Below are 16,147 nucleotides of genomic sequence, written 5' to 3' on the forward strand. Positions count from 1 at the left end.
TCCTTGGTGAGCGAGCCGCCCAGTATAGGCGACTTCCAGAAATCCGCAAGCACTTCGTGTTGAAGCCACTCCGTTTTCCCGGACCCCCCGGCAACACCGTGGTGTCGTCGGGAGGGCGCGCATTGTGCACGTGCCCGGCGCGTTTGGGAAGTACCTGAATAGGGAAATTTTCAGGGAATTTTCACCGGCACCCCGGGGATGCGGCGGAAAGCCACGCCGGCATTGGCGCAAGCGGCTTCGACGCGGTCGATACCGTCGCCGCCAGCACGCGCTGCATATAGATAGACGACGCGCGCTCCATCGCCGGCATGCATGACCGCCAGGCGCGCGGCCTCGTCGGCCGACCCTGCAGCCACCCGGCTGGCGTCGCGCCGCGCCGGCTCCAGCGCTTCCGGCCGCACCTCCGGGCCGACCAGGATCAGGTCCGCCTCGTTGAGCGCCCTCAGCGCACGCAAGGTGAGCAGGTCGGGCTCGACCGCGGCGATGGCGGACACGCTGCCCCGCACGTCGCCGCGGGCAGCGGCCGCGTCCAGTTCCCCGAGGAAGGCGGCTTCCAGGGCCTGCGGGTCCGCGGCCACCGGATCCAGGCGCCCATCGAGGATGCGCTCGAACCAGCGCCGGCGCAGGGCCAGGTCCGGCAGCGCTTCGCGGATGCGTTCGCGATGCCGCGCGAACAGGCCGGCCAGCGTGCCAATGGCCGGATCCAGCAGGGTTTCCAGGCGCTCGCGGATGCGCCGGGCCAGCATCGGCGCCGCGCCCGCGGAGGAGATCGCGACCACCAGCGGCGAGCGGTCCACCACCGCCGGCACCTGGTAGGTGGACAGGACGGCATCGTCGACCACGTTGACCAGGCGCCGGCGGCGCCCGGCTTCCGCGGCAAGGGCGGCGTTGAAGGCGTGGTCGTCGGTGGCGGCGACCACCAGCCACACCGCGTCCAGCCAGGCCGGGTCGAACTCCCCGTGCAGGCAGGCGATGCGGCCGGCGTCCACCGCGGCCTGGATGTCAGGGTGGTCGATGCTGCGGGTATGCAGGTGCACCTCGGCGCCGGCGCGCAGCAGCGCGGCGATCTTGCGCGCGGCCACTTCGCCTCCGCCGACCACCAGCACCTCGCGCCCGGCCAGATCGGCAAACAGCGGGTACAGCCCCATCCGGTCTTCTCCCTGACGGCCTTGGCGCATCCTCGCCTGCGGGCCGGGCCCTGTCGACGGTGGCGCGCGATCAGCCCGCGGCCAGGAACGGGCCCAGCACCGCGGCCACGGCTTCGGGCTGGTCCATGTGCAGGTGATGGCCGCCCTCCAGCACGGTGACCGCGGCCCGGGGCACCTCGGCCAGGCGCTGCGCGCGCACATCTTCCGGGAAGTACGGCTGGGCGCGGCGGGCATGCAGCAGGTGCAACGGGCATTCCAGCGCGCGCAGCAGGGCGCGCACCTGGCCTTCGGTCAGGCGGTTGGCGCCGGGCAAGGTCAGGCGCGGGTCGCTGCTCCACACGTATCCGCCGTCGACCGCGCGGGTGCCGCGTTCCACCAGCAGGCGCGCGGCGTGTTCCTGCATCGGGCTGGCCTGCAGGCGGGCGCGTACCGCCAGCTCCAGGTCCGGGAACACGCGCAGCGACCTGCCGCGGCGGGCACGCGCGGCGGACACCGCCTGCTGCAGGCGCGCCGGCGCGGCGTCCTCGTCCTCGGCCAGCGGGCCGAGGTTCTCGACCAGGGCCAGGCGGGCCACGCGCTGCGGCTGGGCCACCGCGGCCATCGCCGCCACCGCCGCGCCCATGGAATGGCCCAGGATCGCGAAGCGCTCCCAGCCGAGGGCATCGGCCGCGTCCAGCAGCGCGTGCACGTAGGCGACCATCACGTACTCGGCCCCCGGCGCCAGGTGCGCGCTGCGGCCGTGGCCGGGGAAGTCGAGCAGCAGCAGGTCCAGCGGCGGCAGGTGCGGCAGCAGCGGCAGGAAGCTGGCGGCGTTGTCCAGCCAGCCGTGCAGGGCGATTACCTTCGGCGCGCCGGGGCGTTCGACGCGCAGCGCCGCCAGCTCGCCGCAGCTGCCCGGCAGCGCGACCTCGGCCGGGGTCATTCCACCGTGCCGGCCGCGTGGCGGGCCAGCCGCGCCAGGGCCGCGGCGTGTTCCGGCGCGTCGTTGAGGCAGGGGATGTAGCGCAGCTGGCCGCCCTTCGACCTGAAGTGCTCGGCCAGGCCCAGGGCCACTTCCTCCAAGGTCTCGATGCAGTCCACCGCGAAGCCCGGGCAGACCACGTCGACCTCGCGCACGCCGGCCGCGGCCAGGCGGTCCAGTTCGGCCTGGGTGGAGGGCTCCAGCCAGCGCTCGCGGCCAAAGCGCGACTGGTAGCCGATGGACCACTGCCCGGGCTGGAGGCCGGCGGCGGCGGCGATGGCCTCGGCGCTGGCGGTGCAGCGCTGCGGATAGGGATCGCCGGCATCGGCCACCCGCTGCGGCAGGCCGTGGAAGGAGAACAGCAGGTGGCGCCCTTCGCCGCCCTGCGCCCGGTGGGCGCGGATGCTGGCGGCCACGGCCTCGACCCAGGCCGCGTCGGTCGAATAGTCCTCGACCAGGGTCACGTCCATGTCCTGGGTCTCGGCGGCGACCACGTCGGCCACCGAGGCGGTGGTGGTGGTCGAGTACTGCGGGTACAGCGGCAGCACCACCAGGCGGCGCACGCCCTGCCTGCGCAGGTCGCGCAGCAGCTGGCGCAGGGCCGGCTCGCCGTAGCGCATCGCCGGCAGCACACGCCACTCGGGGATCGCCTCCTGCATGCGCGCGGCCAGGCGGCGGGTGTAGACCAGCAGCGGCGAGCCTTCCGGCAGCCAGATCTTGGCGTAGTTGGCGGCCGAACGCGGCCCGCGCAGCGGCAGGATCAGGCCATGCAGCAGCGGCTTCCACAGGATCGCGGGGATCGACACCACCCGCGGGTCGCCGAGGAACTCGGCCAGGTAGCGGCGCACGGCCGGCGCGGTCGGCGCCTCCGGCGTCCCCAGGTTGACCACGAGCAGCGTGGTGGCGGCGGCGTTGTTCATGGCGTCGTATTCTGACAGACGCGCGCCGGCCCGGCCCGGGACGCCGCGCGGGGGCAGCGCGCCTCAGGCGCGATTCATTGCCGCAAACCTAAGTTCCGGGCGAACCGTGGCCGCCGGCCACCCTCGCGGAGTCCAACGATGTCGCAACTGAGCAAGTTCCTGCTTCCCGTCCTGTTGCTGGTGGCCGCTCCGGCCATCGCCGGCCCGGAGGAGGACGCGCGGGCGCGCGAGGCGGTGCGGGTGCTGGAGGAGATCCAGAAGATCCCGGAGCAGGCGATCCCGGACAAGCTGCTGGACGAGGCCAAGGCGATCGTGGTCATCCCGGACGCGATCAAGGCCGGCCTGGTGATCGGCGGGCGCCGCGGCCACGGCCTGATGTCGGTCAAGACCGCCGACGGTACCTGGTCCAACCCGGTGTTCGTGACCCTGACCGGCGGCAGCATCGGCTTCCAGGCCGGCGTGCAGTCCTCGGACATCGTGCTGGTGTTCCGCAACGACCGCAGCCTCGACAACGTGGTCAACGGCAAGTTCACCCTCGGCGCCGACGCCGCCGTGGCCGCCGGCCCGGTGGGCCGCAATGCCGCCGCGGCCACCGACGGCCAGCTCAAGGCCGAGATCTGGTCCTGGTCGCGCGCCCGCGGCCTGTTCGCCGGCGTGGCCCTGGACGGCGCGGTGCTGCGCATCGACAGCAACGCCCAGGCCGTGGTCTACGGGTCGACGACCACGCCGCGCATGGTGTTCGAGGACCGCGCCCAGGCTGCCCCCAGCAACGCCATCGTGGCCTTCCGCGACCAGCTGGAGGAAGCCACCCATGCCGCGCGCGTGACCCGCGGCACCGCGGCCCCGGCCGCCGCCCCGGTCGGCCGGGTGACCATCCCCAACCAGCAGCCGCAGGCGCAGACCCAGGGCCTGCAGACCCTGCCGGCGCCGCCGCCGGCCGGCCCGGCGCCGACCCAGGGCTTCGAGCCGGTGGACGATGGCGTGCGCAGCGAGCCGCTGCCGTACTGACCGGGATTGCTGAACCATCCAGCGGAACGGCCCGGTTCCGCTGGGCCTGCGCTATGCTGTCAGACCGTTGATTTGACTATGTGAGCAGCCATGGGCGCTTGGGGCATCGGGCATTGGATCGTCGTGCTGGTCGTGGTGCTGCTGGTATTCGGCACCAAACGGCTGCGCGGTGCCGGCAAGGACATCGGCGAGGCGGTGAGGGGCTTCAGGGAAGGGATGCGCGAGCCGGAGAAGCCGGCCGGCCAGCTCGGCGACGAGCGGACCGACGCATCGAAGACCGAAGCCGAGCGCGACCGCGCGCAGCATTGATTCCGCGTCGGCGTACGCGGAATGTTCGACATCGGTTTTGGCGAACTGCTGCTGATCGCGGTGGTCGCCCTCGTCGTGCTTGGCCCGGAGCGGCTGCCGAAGGCGGCCCGCTTCGCCGGGCTGTGGGTGCGCCGCGCCCGCGCGCAGTGGTACTCGGTGCGCGCCGAGCTGGAGCGCGAGCTGGCCGCCGAGGAACTCAAGCGCAGCCTGCGCGAGACCCAGGATTCGCTGCGCCAGGCCGAAGCCACCCTGCGCCAGGAAGCCGAAGCCGCGCGCAGCGGCCTGGATGGTCTGCGCCAGCAGGTCGAGGCGGACCTGCGCCCGCCGGAACCGGCCGGGGAAGCCCCCCAGCCCGCAGCCGACCCGGAAGCGCCGCTGCCCGCACCCGGGTCGCATACCGAACCCGCCCCGCCCGCCGATCCCGCCGAGGAGCGCGATGGACCCCGCCACTCCTGAGACGGACAGCGAAAGCCCGCTGATGGAGCACCTGCTGGAGCTGCGCGCGCGGATCATGCGCGCGCTGGCCGGCCTGGTGGTGCTGCTGCTGGCGCTGCTGCCGTTCGCCAACCGGCTCTACGCCTGGCTGGCTGCCCCGCTGCTGCAGAAGCTGCCCGAGGGCGGCCAGCTGATCGCGGTGGAGGTGGCCTCGCCGTTCTTCGCCCCGCTGAAGCTGGCGTTCTTCGCCGCCGTGCTCGGCAGCGCGCCATGGCTGCTGTACCAGGCCTGGGCCTTCGTCGCCCCGGGCCTGTACCGGCGCGAGAAGCGCCTGGCGCTGCCGCTGCTGGTGTCCTCGGTGCTGCTGTTCTATGCCGGCTGCGCGTTCGCGTTCTTCGTGGTGCTGCCGTCGGTGTTCGGCTTCCTGGCCGCGGTCAAGCCCGAGGGCGTGGCGATGATGACCGACATCAGCGCCTACCTGGACTTCGTGCTGGTGATCTTCCTGGCCTTCGGCGCCAGCTTCGAGCTGCCAGTGGCGCTGGTGATCCTGGTGCTGCTGGGCTGGGTCACCCCGGACCAGCTGCGTGCCGGGCGCGGCTACGCGATCGTCGGCATCTTCATCCTGGCGGCGGTGATCACCCCGCCGGACGTGGTCTCGCAGCTGCTGCTGGCGGTGCCGATGTGCCTGCTGTACGAGGCCGGGATCTGGGCGGCCCGGCTGCTGGGCCGCGGCGAGGACGGGGAAGCGGACCAGGCCTGAGCCGCGCTCAGGCCTCCAGCCGGCCGGACGCGGCCGCGCCGGGCACCGGCGGCGGCGCGGCATGGCCGAACAGCTGGCCCCAGGCCACCAGCACCGCGCCGGCCAGCAGCGGCATCACCACCGCCATCAGCAGCACCTGCGCCACCAGCGCCCCGAACAGCGGGCCGGCCAGGGCCTGGGCCAGCAGCGCCAGCAGCATCACCGCGAAGTAGACCGCGAACAGGGCGACCACGGCCAGCAGGAAGAACACCGCCAGCGCCGGCAGGTTGTGCAGGCAGGCGCGCAGGCTGTCGCCCATCGCGGCCAGGCCGGGGCGGCCGTCGAACACGATCCGCGGCACCGAGACGAACACCGTCATCGCCACCACCACGGCCAGGCCCAGCCCCAGCAGCAGCCACAGCAGGATCCGCCCGGCCGGGAGGTCGGCGATCATCTCCTGCACCTGCTCCGGGCTCGGCTGCACGCCGGAGGCGGCCATCGCGTTGAGCTCCTCGCTGACCGCGCTCAGCCGCTGCAGCTGCTCCGGGCCGACCAGGACCAGCAGCAGGATGCCCAGCAGCAGGCCCGCCACCACCTGCGGCAGCAGGGTCGCCAGCAGCCCGGGCAGGTGCCCGTCGCGCACGCCCTGGCCCAGGTGCGAAGGCAGCGCCGGGCGGCCCTGCTGGACCTCGCGCACCGCCCATACCAGGCCGGCAAACAGCAGCGGGCCGGCGATCGCGACCAGCAGCTGCACCAGCGCGCCCAGCGCCGGCACGGTGGCGGCCACCGCCAGCACCAGGGTGCCCAGCAGTCCCCACAGTGCGCCCAGCGAACCCAGCGCCAGGGGCGCCTGGCGCAGCAGGGCGAAACCGCCCAGCAGCCATTCCGCGCCGGCCGAAGCCGGCAGCCTGCGAATCGTGTCCATTCCTGTTCCGTGTGCGTCGCCGCCGGGGGTCGGCGCGTCTGCGGCAATTATCCGCGATCGGCGCCGCGGGCGTGGGTACCTGCGCCGTGCTGGCCGCGGGCATGCTTCACGAATCGCCGCAGCAACCGCCGCGCCTGCGGCGCCGCGCTGACCTCGCGCGCCACCGTGCGCGGGCAGCGGCCGTGGTTGCGCAGGCACTCGGCGCGGGCGTGGACGTAGCCGCGCATGTGGTGGGTGGCGAACTCGGGGTGGAACTGCACGCCCCAGGCGCCCTGCCCCCAGCGGAAGGCGTGGCAGGCGTCCTGTTCGGAGCGGGCCAGCACCGCCGCACCCTCCGGCGGCCGGATCACGGTCTGCAGGTGGGTGGCGTGGGCGGCGAAGCGCGGCGGCATGCCGGCGAACAGCGGGTCCTCGAACGCCGGCGGGTGCAGGTCGATGAACACCGTGCCCGATTCGCGCCCGGCCGGGTTGTAGTCCACCTCACCGCCCAGGGCGTGGGCCAGCAGCTGGTGGCCGTAGCAGATGCCCAGCAGCGGCGTGCCCTCCTGCACCACCTCGCGGATCCAGCCGGCGGTGCGCTCGCTCCACGGGGCGCGATCGGTCACGAACGCCGCCGAACCGGTCACGATCACCCCGGCCAGGCCGTGCGGCTCCGGCAGCGGCTCGCCGCGCTCGGCGTTGACCTCGGTCACGTCCCGGGCCGCCAGGCCGGCCGCCACCCGGATCCAGTGCGGGAAGCGCCCATAGCGCTTGAGGCTGCCCACGGGCTGGCCGGTTTCCACGATCAGGAAGGGCGCGCGGTCGGTCACGGCAGGATCCGGGGGGTCCGGGGCGGCGGAAACCCGTACGGGACGGGGCTTGGGCCTATACTAGCCCGCTTTTCCGCAGCGCAATAAATGCCGATGACTGGTCCGACCTTCCAGGGATTGATCCAGGCCCTCAATGCCTACTGGGCCGAACAGGGTTGCGTGCTGATCCAGCCGCTGGACCTCGAGGTCGGCGCCGGCACCTTCCACCCGGCCACCTTCCTGCGCGCCCTCGGCCCGGAGCCGTGGAACGCCGCCTACGTGCAGCCTTCGCGCCGTCCGACCGATGGCCGCTATGGCGAGAACCCCAACCGCCTGCAGCGCTACTACCAGTACCAGGTGGTGATGAAGCCCAACCCCGACAACATCCAGGAGCTGTACCTGGGCTCGCTGGAGGCGCTGGGCATCGACCCGAAGGTGCATGACCTGCGCTTCGTCGAGGACAACTGGGAATCGCCGACCCTCGGCGCCTGGGGCCTCGGCTGGGAGGTGTGGCTCAACGGCATGGAGGTGACCCAGTTCACCTACTTCCAGCAGGCCGGCGGCCTGGAGTGCCGCCCGGTGCTGGGCGAGATCACCTACGGCCTCGAGCGGCTATGCATGTACCTGCAGAACGTGGACAACGTCTACGACCTGGTCTGGACCATCGGCCCGCAGGGCCCGGTGACCTACGGCGACGTGTACCACCAGAACGAGGTCGAGCAGAGCGCGTACAACTTCGAGCACGCCGACGTGGCCGAGATGTTCCACCGCTTCGACGCCTGCGAGCGCGAGGCGCTGAAGCTGGTCGAGGCGCAGCTGCCGCTGCCGGCCTACGAGCAGGTGTGCAAGGCCAGCCACACCTTCAACCTGCTGGACGCGCGCCGCGCCATCTCGGTGACCGAGCGCCAGCGCTACATCCTGCGCGTGCGCACCCTGGCCCAGGCCGTGGCCCAGGCCTACTACGCCCAGCGCGAGAAGCTCGGCTTCCCGGGACTGAAGAACGGCGCGTGACCGCGCCCCCTTCCCGGCCGCCGCATCCACCACAGGAACATCCATGAGCACGCAACTTCCCCTGCTGATCGAACTGGGCACCGAGGAGCTGCCGGTCAAGGCGCTGCCGGGCCTGGCGCAGGCCTTCTTCGACGGCGTCGTGGCCGCGCTGCAGAAGCGCGGCGTGGCGGTGGACGCCACCGGCGCGCGCCCGCTGTACACCCCGCGCCGGCTGGCGGTGCTGCTGCCGGGCGTGGGCACCGAGCAACCCGAGCAGCGCTCGGAAGTGCTGGGCCCGTACCTGAACATCGCCCTGGACGCCGAGGGCAAGCCGACCCGCGCGCTGGAAGGCTTCGCCGCCAAGGCCGGGGTCGAGTGGACCACGCTGGAACGCACCAGCGACGCCAAGGGCGAGCGTTTCGTGCACCGCTCGGTGAAGCCGGGCGCGCGCACCGCCGAGCTGCTGCCGGAGGTGCTGGCCGAGGCCATCGCCGGGATGCCGGTACCCAAGCCCATGCGCTGGGGCGGCCATGACTACGCCTTTGCCCGTCCGGTGCACTGGCTGGTGCTGCTGCTGGGCGAAGAGGTGGTGCCGGCGCAGGTGCTGGGCGTGGCCGCCGGCCGCAGCAGCCGCGGCCACCGCTTCGAGGCCAATGGCCCGGTGGAGATCGCCGCGCCGGGCCAGTACGTGGAAGCGCTGCGCGCGGCGAAGGTGCTGGTCGATCCGGCCGAGCGCCGCGCCCGCATCGTCGAGCAGGCCGAACAGGCCGCGGCCCAGGCCGGCGGCAGCGCGCGCATCACCGAGGACAACCTCGAGCAGGTGGTGTGCCTGACCGAATGGCCGGCGGCGGTGCTGTGCAGCTTCGAGCGCGACTTCCTGGCCGTGCCGCAGGAAGCGCTGATCGAGACGATGGAGATCAACCAGAAGTTCTTCCCGGTGCTGGACGCGGCCGGCAAGCTGACCGAGTACTTCATCGGCACCGCCAACATCGAGTCGCGCGACGTGGCCGAGGTGCGCAAGGGCTACGAGCGCGTGATCCGCCCGCGTTTCGCCGACGCCCGCTTCTTCTTCGACGAGGACCTCAAGCAGGGCCTGGTGGCCATGGGCGAGAGCCTGAAGACCGTCACCTACCAGGCCAAGCTGGGCACGGTGGCCGACAAGGTCGCGCGCGTGGCCACGCTGGCCGAGGCCATCGCCGTCCAGGTCGGCGCCGATCCGGCGCAGGCGCGCCGTGCCGCCGAGCTGGGCAAGAACGACCTGCAGAGCCGCATGGTCAACGAGTTCCCGGAACTGCAGGGCATCGCCGGCCGCCACTACGCGCTGGCCGCGGGCGAGCCGCAGGAAGTGGCGCTGGCGATCGACGAGGCCTACATGCCGCGCTTCTCCGGCGACGCCATCGCCGGCTCGCGCCTGGGCCAGGTGCTGGCGATTGCCGAACGCGCCGACACCCTGGCCGGCGGTTTCGCCGCGGGCCTGAAGCCGACCGGCAACAAGGATCCGTTCGCCCTGCGCCGCAATGCGCTGGGCCTGGCGCGTACGCTGATCGAGTCCGGTTTCGAACTGTCGCTGAAGGAACTGCTGGAAAGGGCGGCGCAGGCGATCGGCCCGCTGCCGGCCGGCAAGGACGGCGCCACCGCGTCGGCCGATCCGGCCGAGCTGTACGACTTCATCCTCGACCGCCTGCGCGGCTACTACGCCGACAAGGGCGTGCCCGCCGCGCACTTCAACGCGGTGGCGGAGCTGCGCCCGGCCTCGCTGGCCGACTTCGACACCCGCATCGCCGCGATCGGCACCTTCGCCGCGCTGCCGGAGGCCGATGCCCTGGCCGCGGCCAACAAGCGCATCGGCAACATCCTGAAGAAGGCCGACATCGCCATTCCAGAGGCGACCGACCCGGCGCTGTTCGCCGAGGACGCCGAGCGCGCCCTGGGCGAGGCGGTGGAGGCGGCGCTGGCCGAGACCGACGGCCCGCTGCGGCAGCACGACTACGTGCGCGTGCTCGAGCGCCTGGCGCAAGTGCGCCCGCAGGTGGATGCGTTCTTCGACCAGGTGATGGTCAACGCCGAGGACCCGGCCGTGCGCGGCAACCGCCTGGCCCTGCTCAAGCGCCTGGCCGACCGCTTCGGCGCGGTGGCCGCGATCGGGCACCTGTCGGCCTGATCCCCGCGGCGCGTGGCGGCCCCGCCGCGCGCCACCGCCTCCATTGCCGGCCGCGGGGTTCGCGGCCGGCGGTACGCGGCCCTTCAGGCCGCCTTGGCGCGATCCCGGTATCCTGCGCCGATGCCGCTTCCACGTCGCGTCCAAGCCTGCCTGCCCCTCCTGCTCCTGGCCCTGGCGCCGTCGCTGGCGCTGGCGCGCGGCACCATCAGCAAGATCGAGATCGACGGCCTGGAGAAGGACCCGGCGATCGAGCAGAACGTGCGCCTGTCGCTGGGCCTGAACGACGTGCTGGGCAAGGAACAGGGCGAGTCGCGGCTGGAGCTGCTGTTGCTCAACGCCGAGCGCGACGCCCGCCGCGCGCTGGAGCCGTTCGGCTACTACTCGCCCAGCATCGAGGTCGACTCGGTCCGCGACGAGCAGGACCGGATCACCGTCACCCTGCGCATCGACAAGGGCCAGCCGGTGCAGGTGCGCGACTTCCGGGTCGACATCGCCGGCCCCGGCGGCGAGGACCACTACCTGCAGGAAGACCTGGCCGGCTTCCGCCCGCGCCCGGGCGAGCGCTTCGACCACGCCCTGTACGAGGAACACAAGGACGGCATCACCCGGCGCCTGGCCGAACGCGGCTACTTCGACGCCGACTTCCTCACCCGCGAGGTGCGGGTCAGCCGCGCCGAGGCCGCGGCCGACGTCGACCTGGTCTGGGACAGCGGCTTCCGCTACGACATGGGCCCGACCACCTTCCACCAGGACTACTTCCGGCCCGGCCTGCTGGAGAAGCTGGTGACCTGGGAGGAAGGCAGCTACTACCACGAGGGCAAGCTCGACCGCCTGCGCGAGTCGCTGGTGCGGCTGGACTACTTCAGCGCGATCGACATCCAGCCCAAGCCGGAGGAAGCCAGCGACGACCTGCGCGTGCCGGTGGACGTCAACCTGGTGATGGCCAAGCGCAACATCTACACCGCCGGCCTCTCGTACGGCACCGAAAGCGGCACCGGCGTGCGCCTGGGCGTGGAGCGGCGCTACGTCAACGACCGCGGGCACAAGCTCAACTGGGACCTGGACTGGGCGCAGAAGCGCAAGAGCTTCCTCACCCAATACCGGGTCCCCGCGTTCGCCTGGCTGGACGGCTGGTACGGCTTCTCGATCGGCTTCTACGACGAGCAGACCGACTACATCGACCTGCGCAACGTGAAGCTGGTGGCCAGCCGCAGCGGCGAGATCAGCGAGCACTGGACCGCGGTGGCCTCGCTCAACGCGCTGCGCGAGCGCTGGAGCTACGACATGGACACGGCCACCGGCTCGCGCCTGTACACCTATTCCACCCTGGTCTACCCGGAACTGAGCGCCACCTACGTCGACGTGGACGACCGCCTGTTCCCGCGCCGTGGCCTCAGCGGCACCCTGGCCGTGCGCGGTGGCGTGGAGAACGTGGGCTCGGACACCAGCTTCATCCAGCTGCACGGCAGCGGCACCTGGTACCGCCCGTTCGGCGTGGCCGACCGCCTGATCGTGCGCGGCGAGGCCGGCACCACCTGGACCGGCGAACTGGTGGCGATGCCGCCCAGCCTGCGCTTCTTCGCCGGCGGCGACCGCAGCATCCGCGGCTACGCCTGGCGCGAGGTCGGCCCGCGTACCCCGCCGCCGGACAACTTCGCCCTCGGCGCGCGCCGGGTGGTCACCGCCTCGGTCGAGTACGAGCACTACTTCAAGGGCGGCCCCTGGGGCGGCGCGGCCTTCGTCGACGCCGGCGATGCCTTCGACGGCGACTTCAACCCGCGCGTGGGCGTGGGCATCGGCGCGCGCTGGCGTTCGCCGGTGGGTCCGGTGCGGATCGACATCGCCCATGGCCTGGACGACCCTGATTCCAGCTTCCAGATCTACCTGAGCCTGGGGGCCAACCTGTGAGCACGACCGACGCCCCCGCCCCGCCGCCGCGCCGCCCGCGCTTCTACCGGCGCCGCCGCTTCTGGGCCTGGTCCGGCCTGGGCGTGCTGGCGCTGGTGCTGGCCGTGCTGGTCGCCGTGTACTGGCTGCTGCAGACCGTGGCCGGGCGCGACGTGCTGCTGGCGCAGATCGTCTCGCGCCTGCCGGTGGACTCGGCGCTGACCTGGGAGCGCGCCGAGGGCCCGGTCGCCGGTCCGCTGGTCCTGCATGGCCTCGAATTCCGCTACCAGGACTACCGGTTCACCGCGCGCCGGGCGGTGCTCGATCCCGACATCCGCCCGCTGCTGGGCAGGCGCCTGCGCCTGGATGCGTTCGTGCTCGAGGACGCCACCCTCAACCTGGCACGCAGCGACGAACCGTTCGAGCTGCCCAGCTGGCCGGAGTCGCTGCCGGCGATCGAGATGCCACTGGCGATCCAGGCCGACGCGATCATGGTCGACGGCCTGCGCGTGAGCTCCGGCGGCGAGCCGGTGATCGACATCCGCAGGCTGCGCGGCGGCATCGACATCGCCAACGGCCGCCTGCACGCCGAACACCTGCAGGTGGACAGCGACCTGGGCCTGTTCGCGGTGCACGGCGACTACGTGCCGGCCGAGGACTACCGCAGCGACCTGCTGGCCACCGCGGTGTTCCCCGCCGCCGACGGCGGGGTGCCGGCGCGGCTGGGGCTGATCGCGCGCGGCGACCTGTCGCGCATGGAAGTGGGCATCGGCGGGCGCGCGCCGCAGCCGCTGCGCGCCACCCTGGGCCTGGGCGGCAACGCCGACGCGCCGGCCTGGCAGCTGCGCGCGCGCAGCGAAGGCCTGGATCCGGGCCTGTTCACCGGCGCCGCGCCGATGGACGAGCCGCTGGCGTTCGAGTTGCAGGCCGACGGCAGCGGCGGCGCGGCCGACATCTCCGGCCGCGCGCGCGTGGCCGGCCAGGACGTGGTGGTCGCGCCCTCGCACGTGCGGCTGGAGGACCAGGTGCTGGAAGTCGAGCCGCTGGTGCTGCAGCTGCTCGAAGGCCAGGTGAGGCTGCGCGGCCGCGCCGACTTCACCAATCCCGACGAGGGCCGCTTCCGCTTCGCGCTCAATGCCGAGGGCATCCGCCTGCAGCCGGCCGAGCCGGACGCGCCGGCGGTAGGCATCGACGCCGCCCTGGGCCTGGCCGGCAGCACCACGCTGTGGGCCGCCTACGGCGATGCCGGCCTGCAGCGCGGCAGCGACCGCGCCAGCCTGCAGCTGGACGTGCGCGGCGATGCCGGCAGCGCGCGCATCCATGCGCTGCGCGCGCGCATGCCCACCGGCACCCTGGAGGCGCAGGGCCAGGCCAGCTGGGATCCGGTGCTGGCCTGGGACCTGGCGCTGCGCCTGGACGGCTTCGATCCGGGCTACTTCGTCCCCGGCTGGGACGGCAACGTCAACGGCCGCCTGGCCAGCAACGGCCGCGAGCGCGCCGCGCCGGGGCAGCCGGCCGACGGCTTCGACGCCAGCTTCGTGCTGGAGGACCTCGGCGGCCGCCTGCGCGGGCGCCCGCTGGACGGCCGCGGCCGCTTCCAGCTGCAGGGCGAGGCCGGCAATGGCGCGCTGGAACTGGCGTTGGGCGGCAGCCGGGTGCAGGCCAGCGGCCTGGTTGGCGACCGGATCGACGTGCAGGCCCGGCTGCAGCCGCTGCGCCTGGACGACCTGCTGCCCGGCACCGCCGGCAGCCTGCAGGGCAGCCTGCGCCTGCGCGGCCCGCGGGCCACGCCGGACCTGGACGCCGACCTGCAGGGCATGGGCCTGCAATGGGACGACTGGCGCGCCGCCTCGCTGTCGCTGCGCGGGCGCCTGCCCTGGCGCGGCCGCGACGGCGACCTGCGCCTGCTGGCGCGCGACATCGAGGCCGGGCTGGCGATCCAGCGCATCGACGTGCACGCCCGCGGCGCGGTCGCCGACCTGCACCTGGACGCCGAGGTCGACAGCCCGGAGGCCGCCGGCATCGTCCTGTCCGCGCAGCTGCGCGAACGCGGCAACGGCTGGCAGGGCACGCTCGAGCGGCTGCGGATCGCGCCGGCGCGCGGCAGCGCCTGGGCGCTGCAGGAGCCCGCCGCCTTCAGCCAGGCCGGCGAACGCTTCCAGCTGCAGCCGGCCTGCCTTGCCACCACCGGCGCCGACGGCGACGCCGCGCTGTGCGCGCAAGCGGACTGGCCGCGCCGCGGCCTGCAGCTGCACAGCGACCGCCTGCCGCTGACCCTGGTCCAGCCGTGGCTGCCCAAGAACGAGGGCCGCTCGCTGGTGCTGCGCGGCGAGCTGTCGCTGGACGCCGACCTGCGCCCGCAGGGCGGGCGCTGGAGCGGCGGCGTGCACCTGGCCTCGCTCGAGGGCGGCCTGCGCCTGGGCGACCGCACCCGCCGCGAGCTGGTGCGCTACGACCACTTCAGCCTGGACGTGGAGTTCGACCCGCGCCAGATCAGCGGCCGCCTCGGCAGCGGCTTCTCCGGCGACGGCTACATCGATGCCCGGGTGGCCACCGGCTGGGATCCCGGCTCGCCGCTCAACGGCGAGATCTACACCTACATGTCGCGCCTGTTCTGGCTGGAGCTGTTCTCGCCGGACCTGGTGCGGCCGCGCGGCGTGCTGCGCGGCCACGTGAGCCTGCGCGGCACCCGCGCCGCGCCGGCGCTGGGCGGACAGCTGCTGCTGGAGGACTTCCAGGGCGAACTGCCGGCGCTGGGCCTGGTGCTGAGCGAGGGCCGCGGCATGCTCGACGCGCAGCCGGACGGCTCGGCGCGGATCGAGGCCTCGATGCGCTCCGGCGAAGGCACGCTGCGGGTGGACGGCGGCCTGTCCTGGTACGGCCAGGCCACGCCGCTGCAGCTGGCCATCCGCGGCCAGGACGTGCTGATCGCCGACACCCCGATGCTGCACGCGGTGGCCAATCCCGACCTGCGCTTCAGCATGGACGGGCCGACCATGGTCCTGACCGGCGAGGTCGGCGTGCCCAGTGCGCGCATCGACCTGGAACGCTTCGAGCAGGGCGCGGAGATCTCCGAGGACGTGGTGGTGCTGGACCCGGTGGACCCGGAGGAAACCGCCGAGGCACCGCTGGACCTGGACCTGGCCCTGGTGCTGGGCGAGGACGTGCGCCTGAGCGGCTACGGCCTCACCGGCACCCTCGCCGGGCGCCTGCAGGTGCGCGCCCGCCCCGGCCGCGAGATGACCGCCACCGGCGCCCTGGACGTGGGCGGCAAGTACGAGGCCTACGGCCAGGAGCTGCAGATCACCCGCGGACAGATGACCTGGAGCAACAACCGGGTCAGCGACCCGCGGGTGAACCTGCGCGCCGAACGCCGCGTCGGCGACGTCACCGCCGGCATCGACGTCACCGGCAACGCCACCACCCCGCGGGTGGAGGTGTGGTCCAACCCGGGCATGCCGCAGTCCGAGGCCCTGGCCTACCTGATGCTGGGCCGCAGCCTGGAAGGCGCCACCCGCGACCAGGCCAACCAGGTGACCGCGGCCTCGGCGGCGATGTCCGCCGGCACCGGCCTGCTGGCGGCGCAGCTGGGCTCGCGCCTGGGCTTCGACGACGCCGGCGTGACCCAGTCGCGCGCCCTGGGCGGTTCGGTGGTGGGCGTGGGCAAGTACCTGTCGCCCAAGCTGTACGTCGGCTACGGCGTGTCGCTGGTCGGCAGCGGCCAGGTGCTGATCCTCAAGTACCTGCTGCGGCGTGGCTTCGACCTGGAGATCGAGTCGTCCACGGTGGAGACCCGCGGCTCGGTCAACTGGCGCCACGAACGCTGATCCGTGACCTGCGGCGGTTGTCGCGCGCGGCGCGCGCGGCTACCGTCCC

13 protein-coding genes are annotated in these 16,147 nt (G+C 73.2%); 8 read left to right on the forward strand and 5 right to left on the reverse strand.

What is annotated here, in order from left to right:
* Positions 1-170 precede the first annotated feature (170 nt).
* From EIM48_RS14200 to hemH, 3 genes are all read right to left on the reverse strand, one after another.
* Positions 171-1,148 carry a bifunctional precorrin-2 dehydrogenase/sirohydrochlorin ferrochelatase gene (locus EIM48_RS14200; protein WP_028915735.1) on the reverse strand — a complete coding sequence of 326 codons (978 nt, stop codon included), beginning with the start codon at positions 1,146-1,148 and terminating at the stop codon, positions 171-173.
* Between the two features lie 70 nt (positions 1,149-1,218).
* Positions 1,219-2,070, reverse strand: coding sequence for an alpha/beta hydrolase (locus EIM48_RS14205; protein WP_125111945.1), 852 nt, complete (start codon positions 2,068-2,070; stop codon positions 1,219-1,221).
* The gene (gene hemH, locus EIM48_RS14210) at positions 2,067-3,029 is read right to left on the reverse strand and encodes a ferrochelatase (RefSeq protein ID WP_028915737.1); all 963 of its coding nucleotides are present in this window, start codon (positions 3,027-3,029) and stop codon (positions 2,067-2,069) included. Before hemH ends, EIM48_RS14205 begins: the two co-directional genes overlap by 4 nt.
* Before the next feature lie 138 nt (positions 3,030-3,167).
* Between hemH and EIM48_RS14215 the strand changes: the two genes are divergently transcribed.
* The 4 genes from EIM48_RS14215 to tatC all read left to right on the forward strand — a co-directional run bounded on the left by EIM48_RS14215 (position 3,168) and on the right by tatC (position 5,541).
* A complete protein-coding gene (locus EIM48_RS14215; protein WP_028915738.1) occupies positions 3,168-4,037 on the forward strand; it encodes a lipid-binding SYLF domain-containing protein in 870 nt (289 codons plus the stop codon).
* Between the two features lie 90 nt (positions 4,038-4,127).
* On the forward strand, positions 4,128-4,346 hold the full coding sequence (tatA, locus tag EIM48_RS14220; RefSeq protein ID WP_019399974.1) for a twin-arginine translocase TatA/TatE family subunit: 219 nt from the start codon (positions 4,128-4,130) through the stop codon (positions 4,344-4,346).
* A gap of 21 nt (positions 4,347-4,367) precedes the next feature.
* Entirely contained in the window at positions 4,368-4,802 is a 435-nt protein-coding gene (gene tatB, locus EIM48_RS14225) for a Sec-independent protein translocase protein TatB (RefSeq protein WP_019399975.1), read from the forward strand.
* Positions 4,783-5,541, forward strand: a complete 759-nt coding sequence (tatC, locus tag EIM48_RS14230) for a twin-arginine translocase subunit TatC (RefSeq protein WP_019399976.1) — start codon at positions 4,783-4,785, stop codon at positions 5,539-5,541. Before tatB ends, tatC begins: the two co-directional genes overlap by 20 nt.
* Before the next feature lie 7 nt (positions 5,542-5,548).
* Here the strand turns inward: tatC and EIM48_RS14235 are convergent, their stop codons facing one another.
* Positions 5,549-6,445, reverse strand: a complete 897-nt coding sequence (locus EIM48_RS14235; RefSeq protein ID WP_125111946.1) for a BPSS1780 family membrane protein — start codon at positions 6,443-6,445, stop codon at positions 5,549-5,551.
* A gap of 47 nt (positions 6,446-6,492) precedes the next feature.
* On the reverse strand, positions 6,493-7,254 hold the full coding sequence (locus tag EIM48_RS14240) for a glutamine amidotransferase (protein WP_125076502.1): 762 nt from the start codon (positions 7,252-7,254) through the stop codon (positions 6,493-6,495).
* An 87-nt stretch (positions 7,255-7,341) separates the two neighbouring features.
* Between EIM48_RS14240 and glyQ the strand changes: the two genes are divergently transcribed.
* From glyQ to EIM48_RS14260, 4 genes are all read left to right on the forward strand, one after another.
* On the forward strand, positions 7,342-8,244 hold the full coding sequence (gene glyQ, locus EIM48_RS14245; RefSeq protein WP_028915740.1) for a glycine--tRNA ligase subunit alpha: 903 nt from the start codon (positions 7,342-7,344) through the stop codon (positions 8,242-8,244).
* Between the two features lie 43 nt (positions 8,245-8,287).
* Complete coding sequence (glyS, locus tag EIM48_RS14250) at positions 8,288-10,384, forward strand: glycine--tRNA ligase subunit beta (RefSeq protein WP_125111947.1); 2,097 nt, start codon at positions 8,288-8,290, stop codon at positions 10,382-10,384.
* Between the two features lie 120 nt (positions 10,385-10,504).
* Positions 10,505-12,292, forward strand: a complete 1,788-nt coding sequence (locus tag EIM48_RS14255) for an autotransporter assembly complex family protein (RefSeq protein WP_125111948.1) — start codon at positions 10,505-10,507, stop codon at positions 12,290-12,292.
* Positions 12,289-16,098, forward strand: coding sequence for a translocation/assembly module TamB domain-containing protein (locus tag EIM48_RS14260; protein WP_125111949.1), 3,810 nt, complete (start codon positions 12,289-12,291; stop codon positions 16,096-16,098). The genes EIM48_RS14255 and EIM48_RS14260 overlap by 4 nt, the downstream gene beginning before the upstream one ends.
* The last annotated feature ends 49 nt before the right edge of the window (positions 16,099-16,147 follow it).

The sequence above is a fragment of the Pseudoxanthomonas sp. SGNA-20 genome (assembly GCF_003931635.1).
Lineage (GTDB): Bacteria > Pseudomonadota > Gammaproteobacteria > Xanthomonadales > Xanthomonadaceae > Pseudoxanthomonas.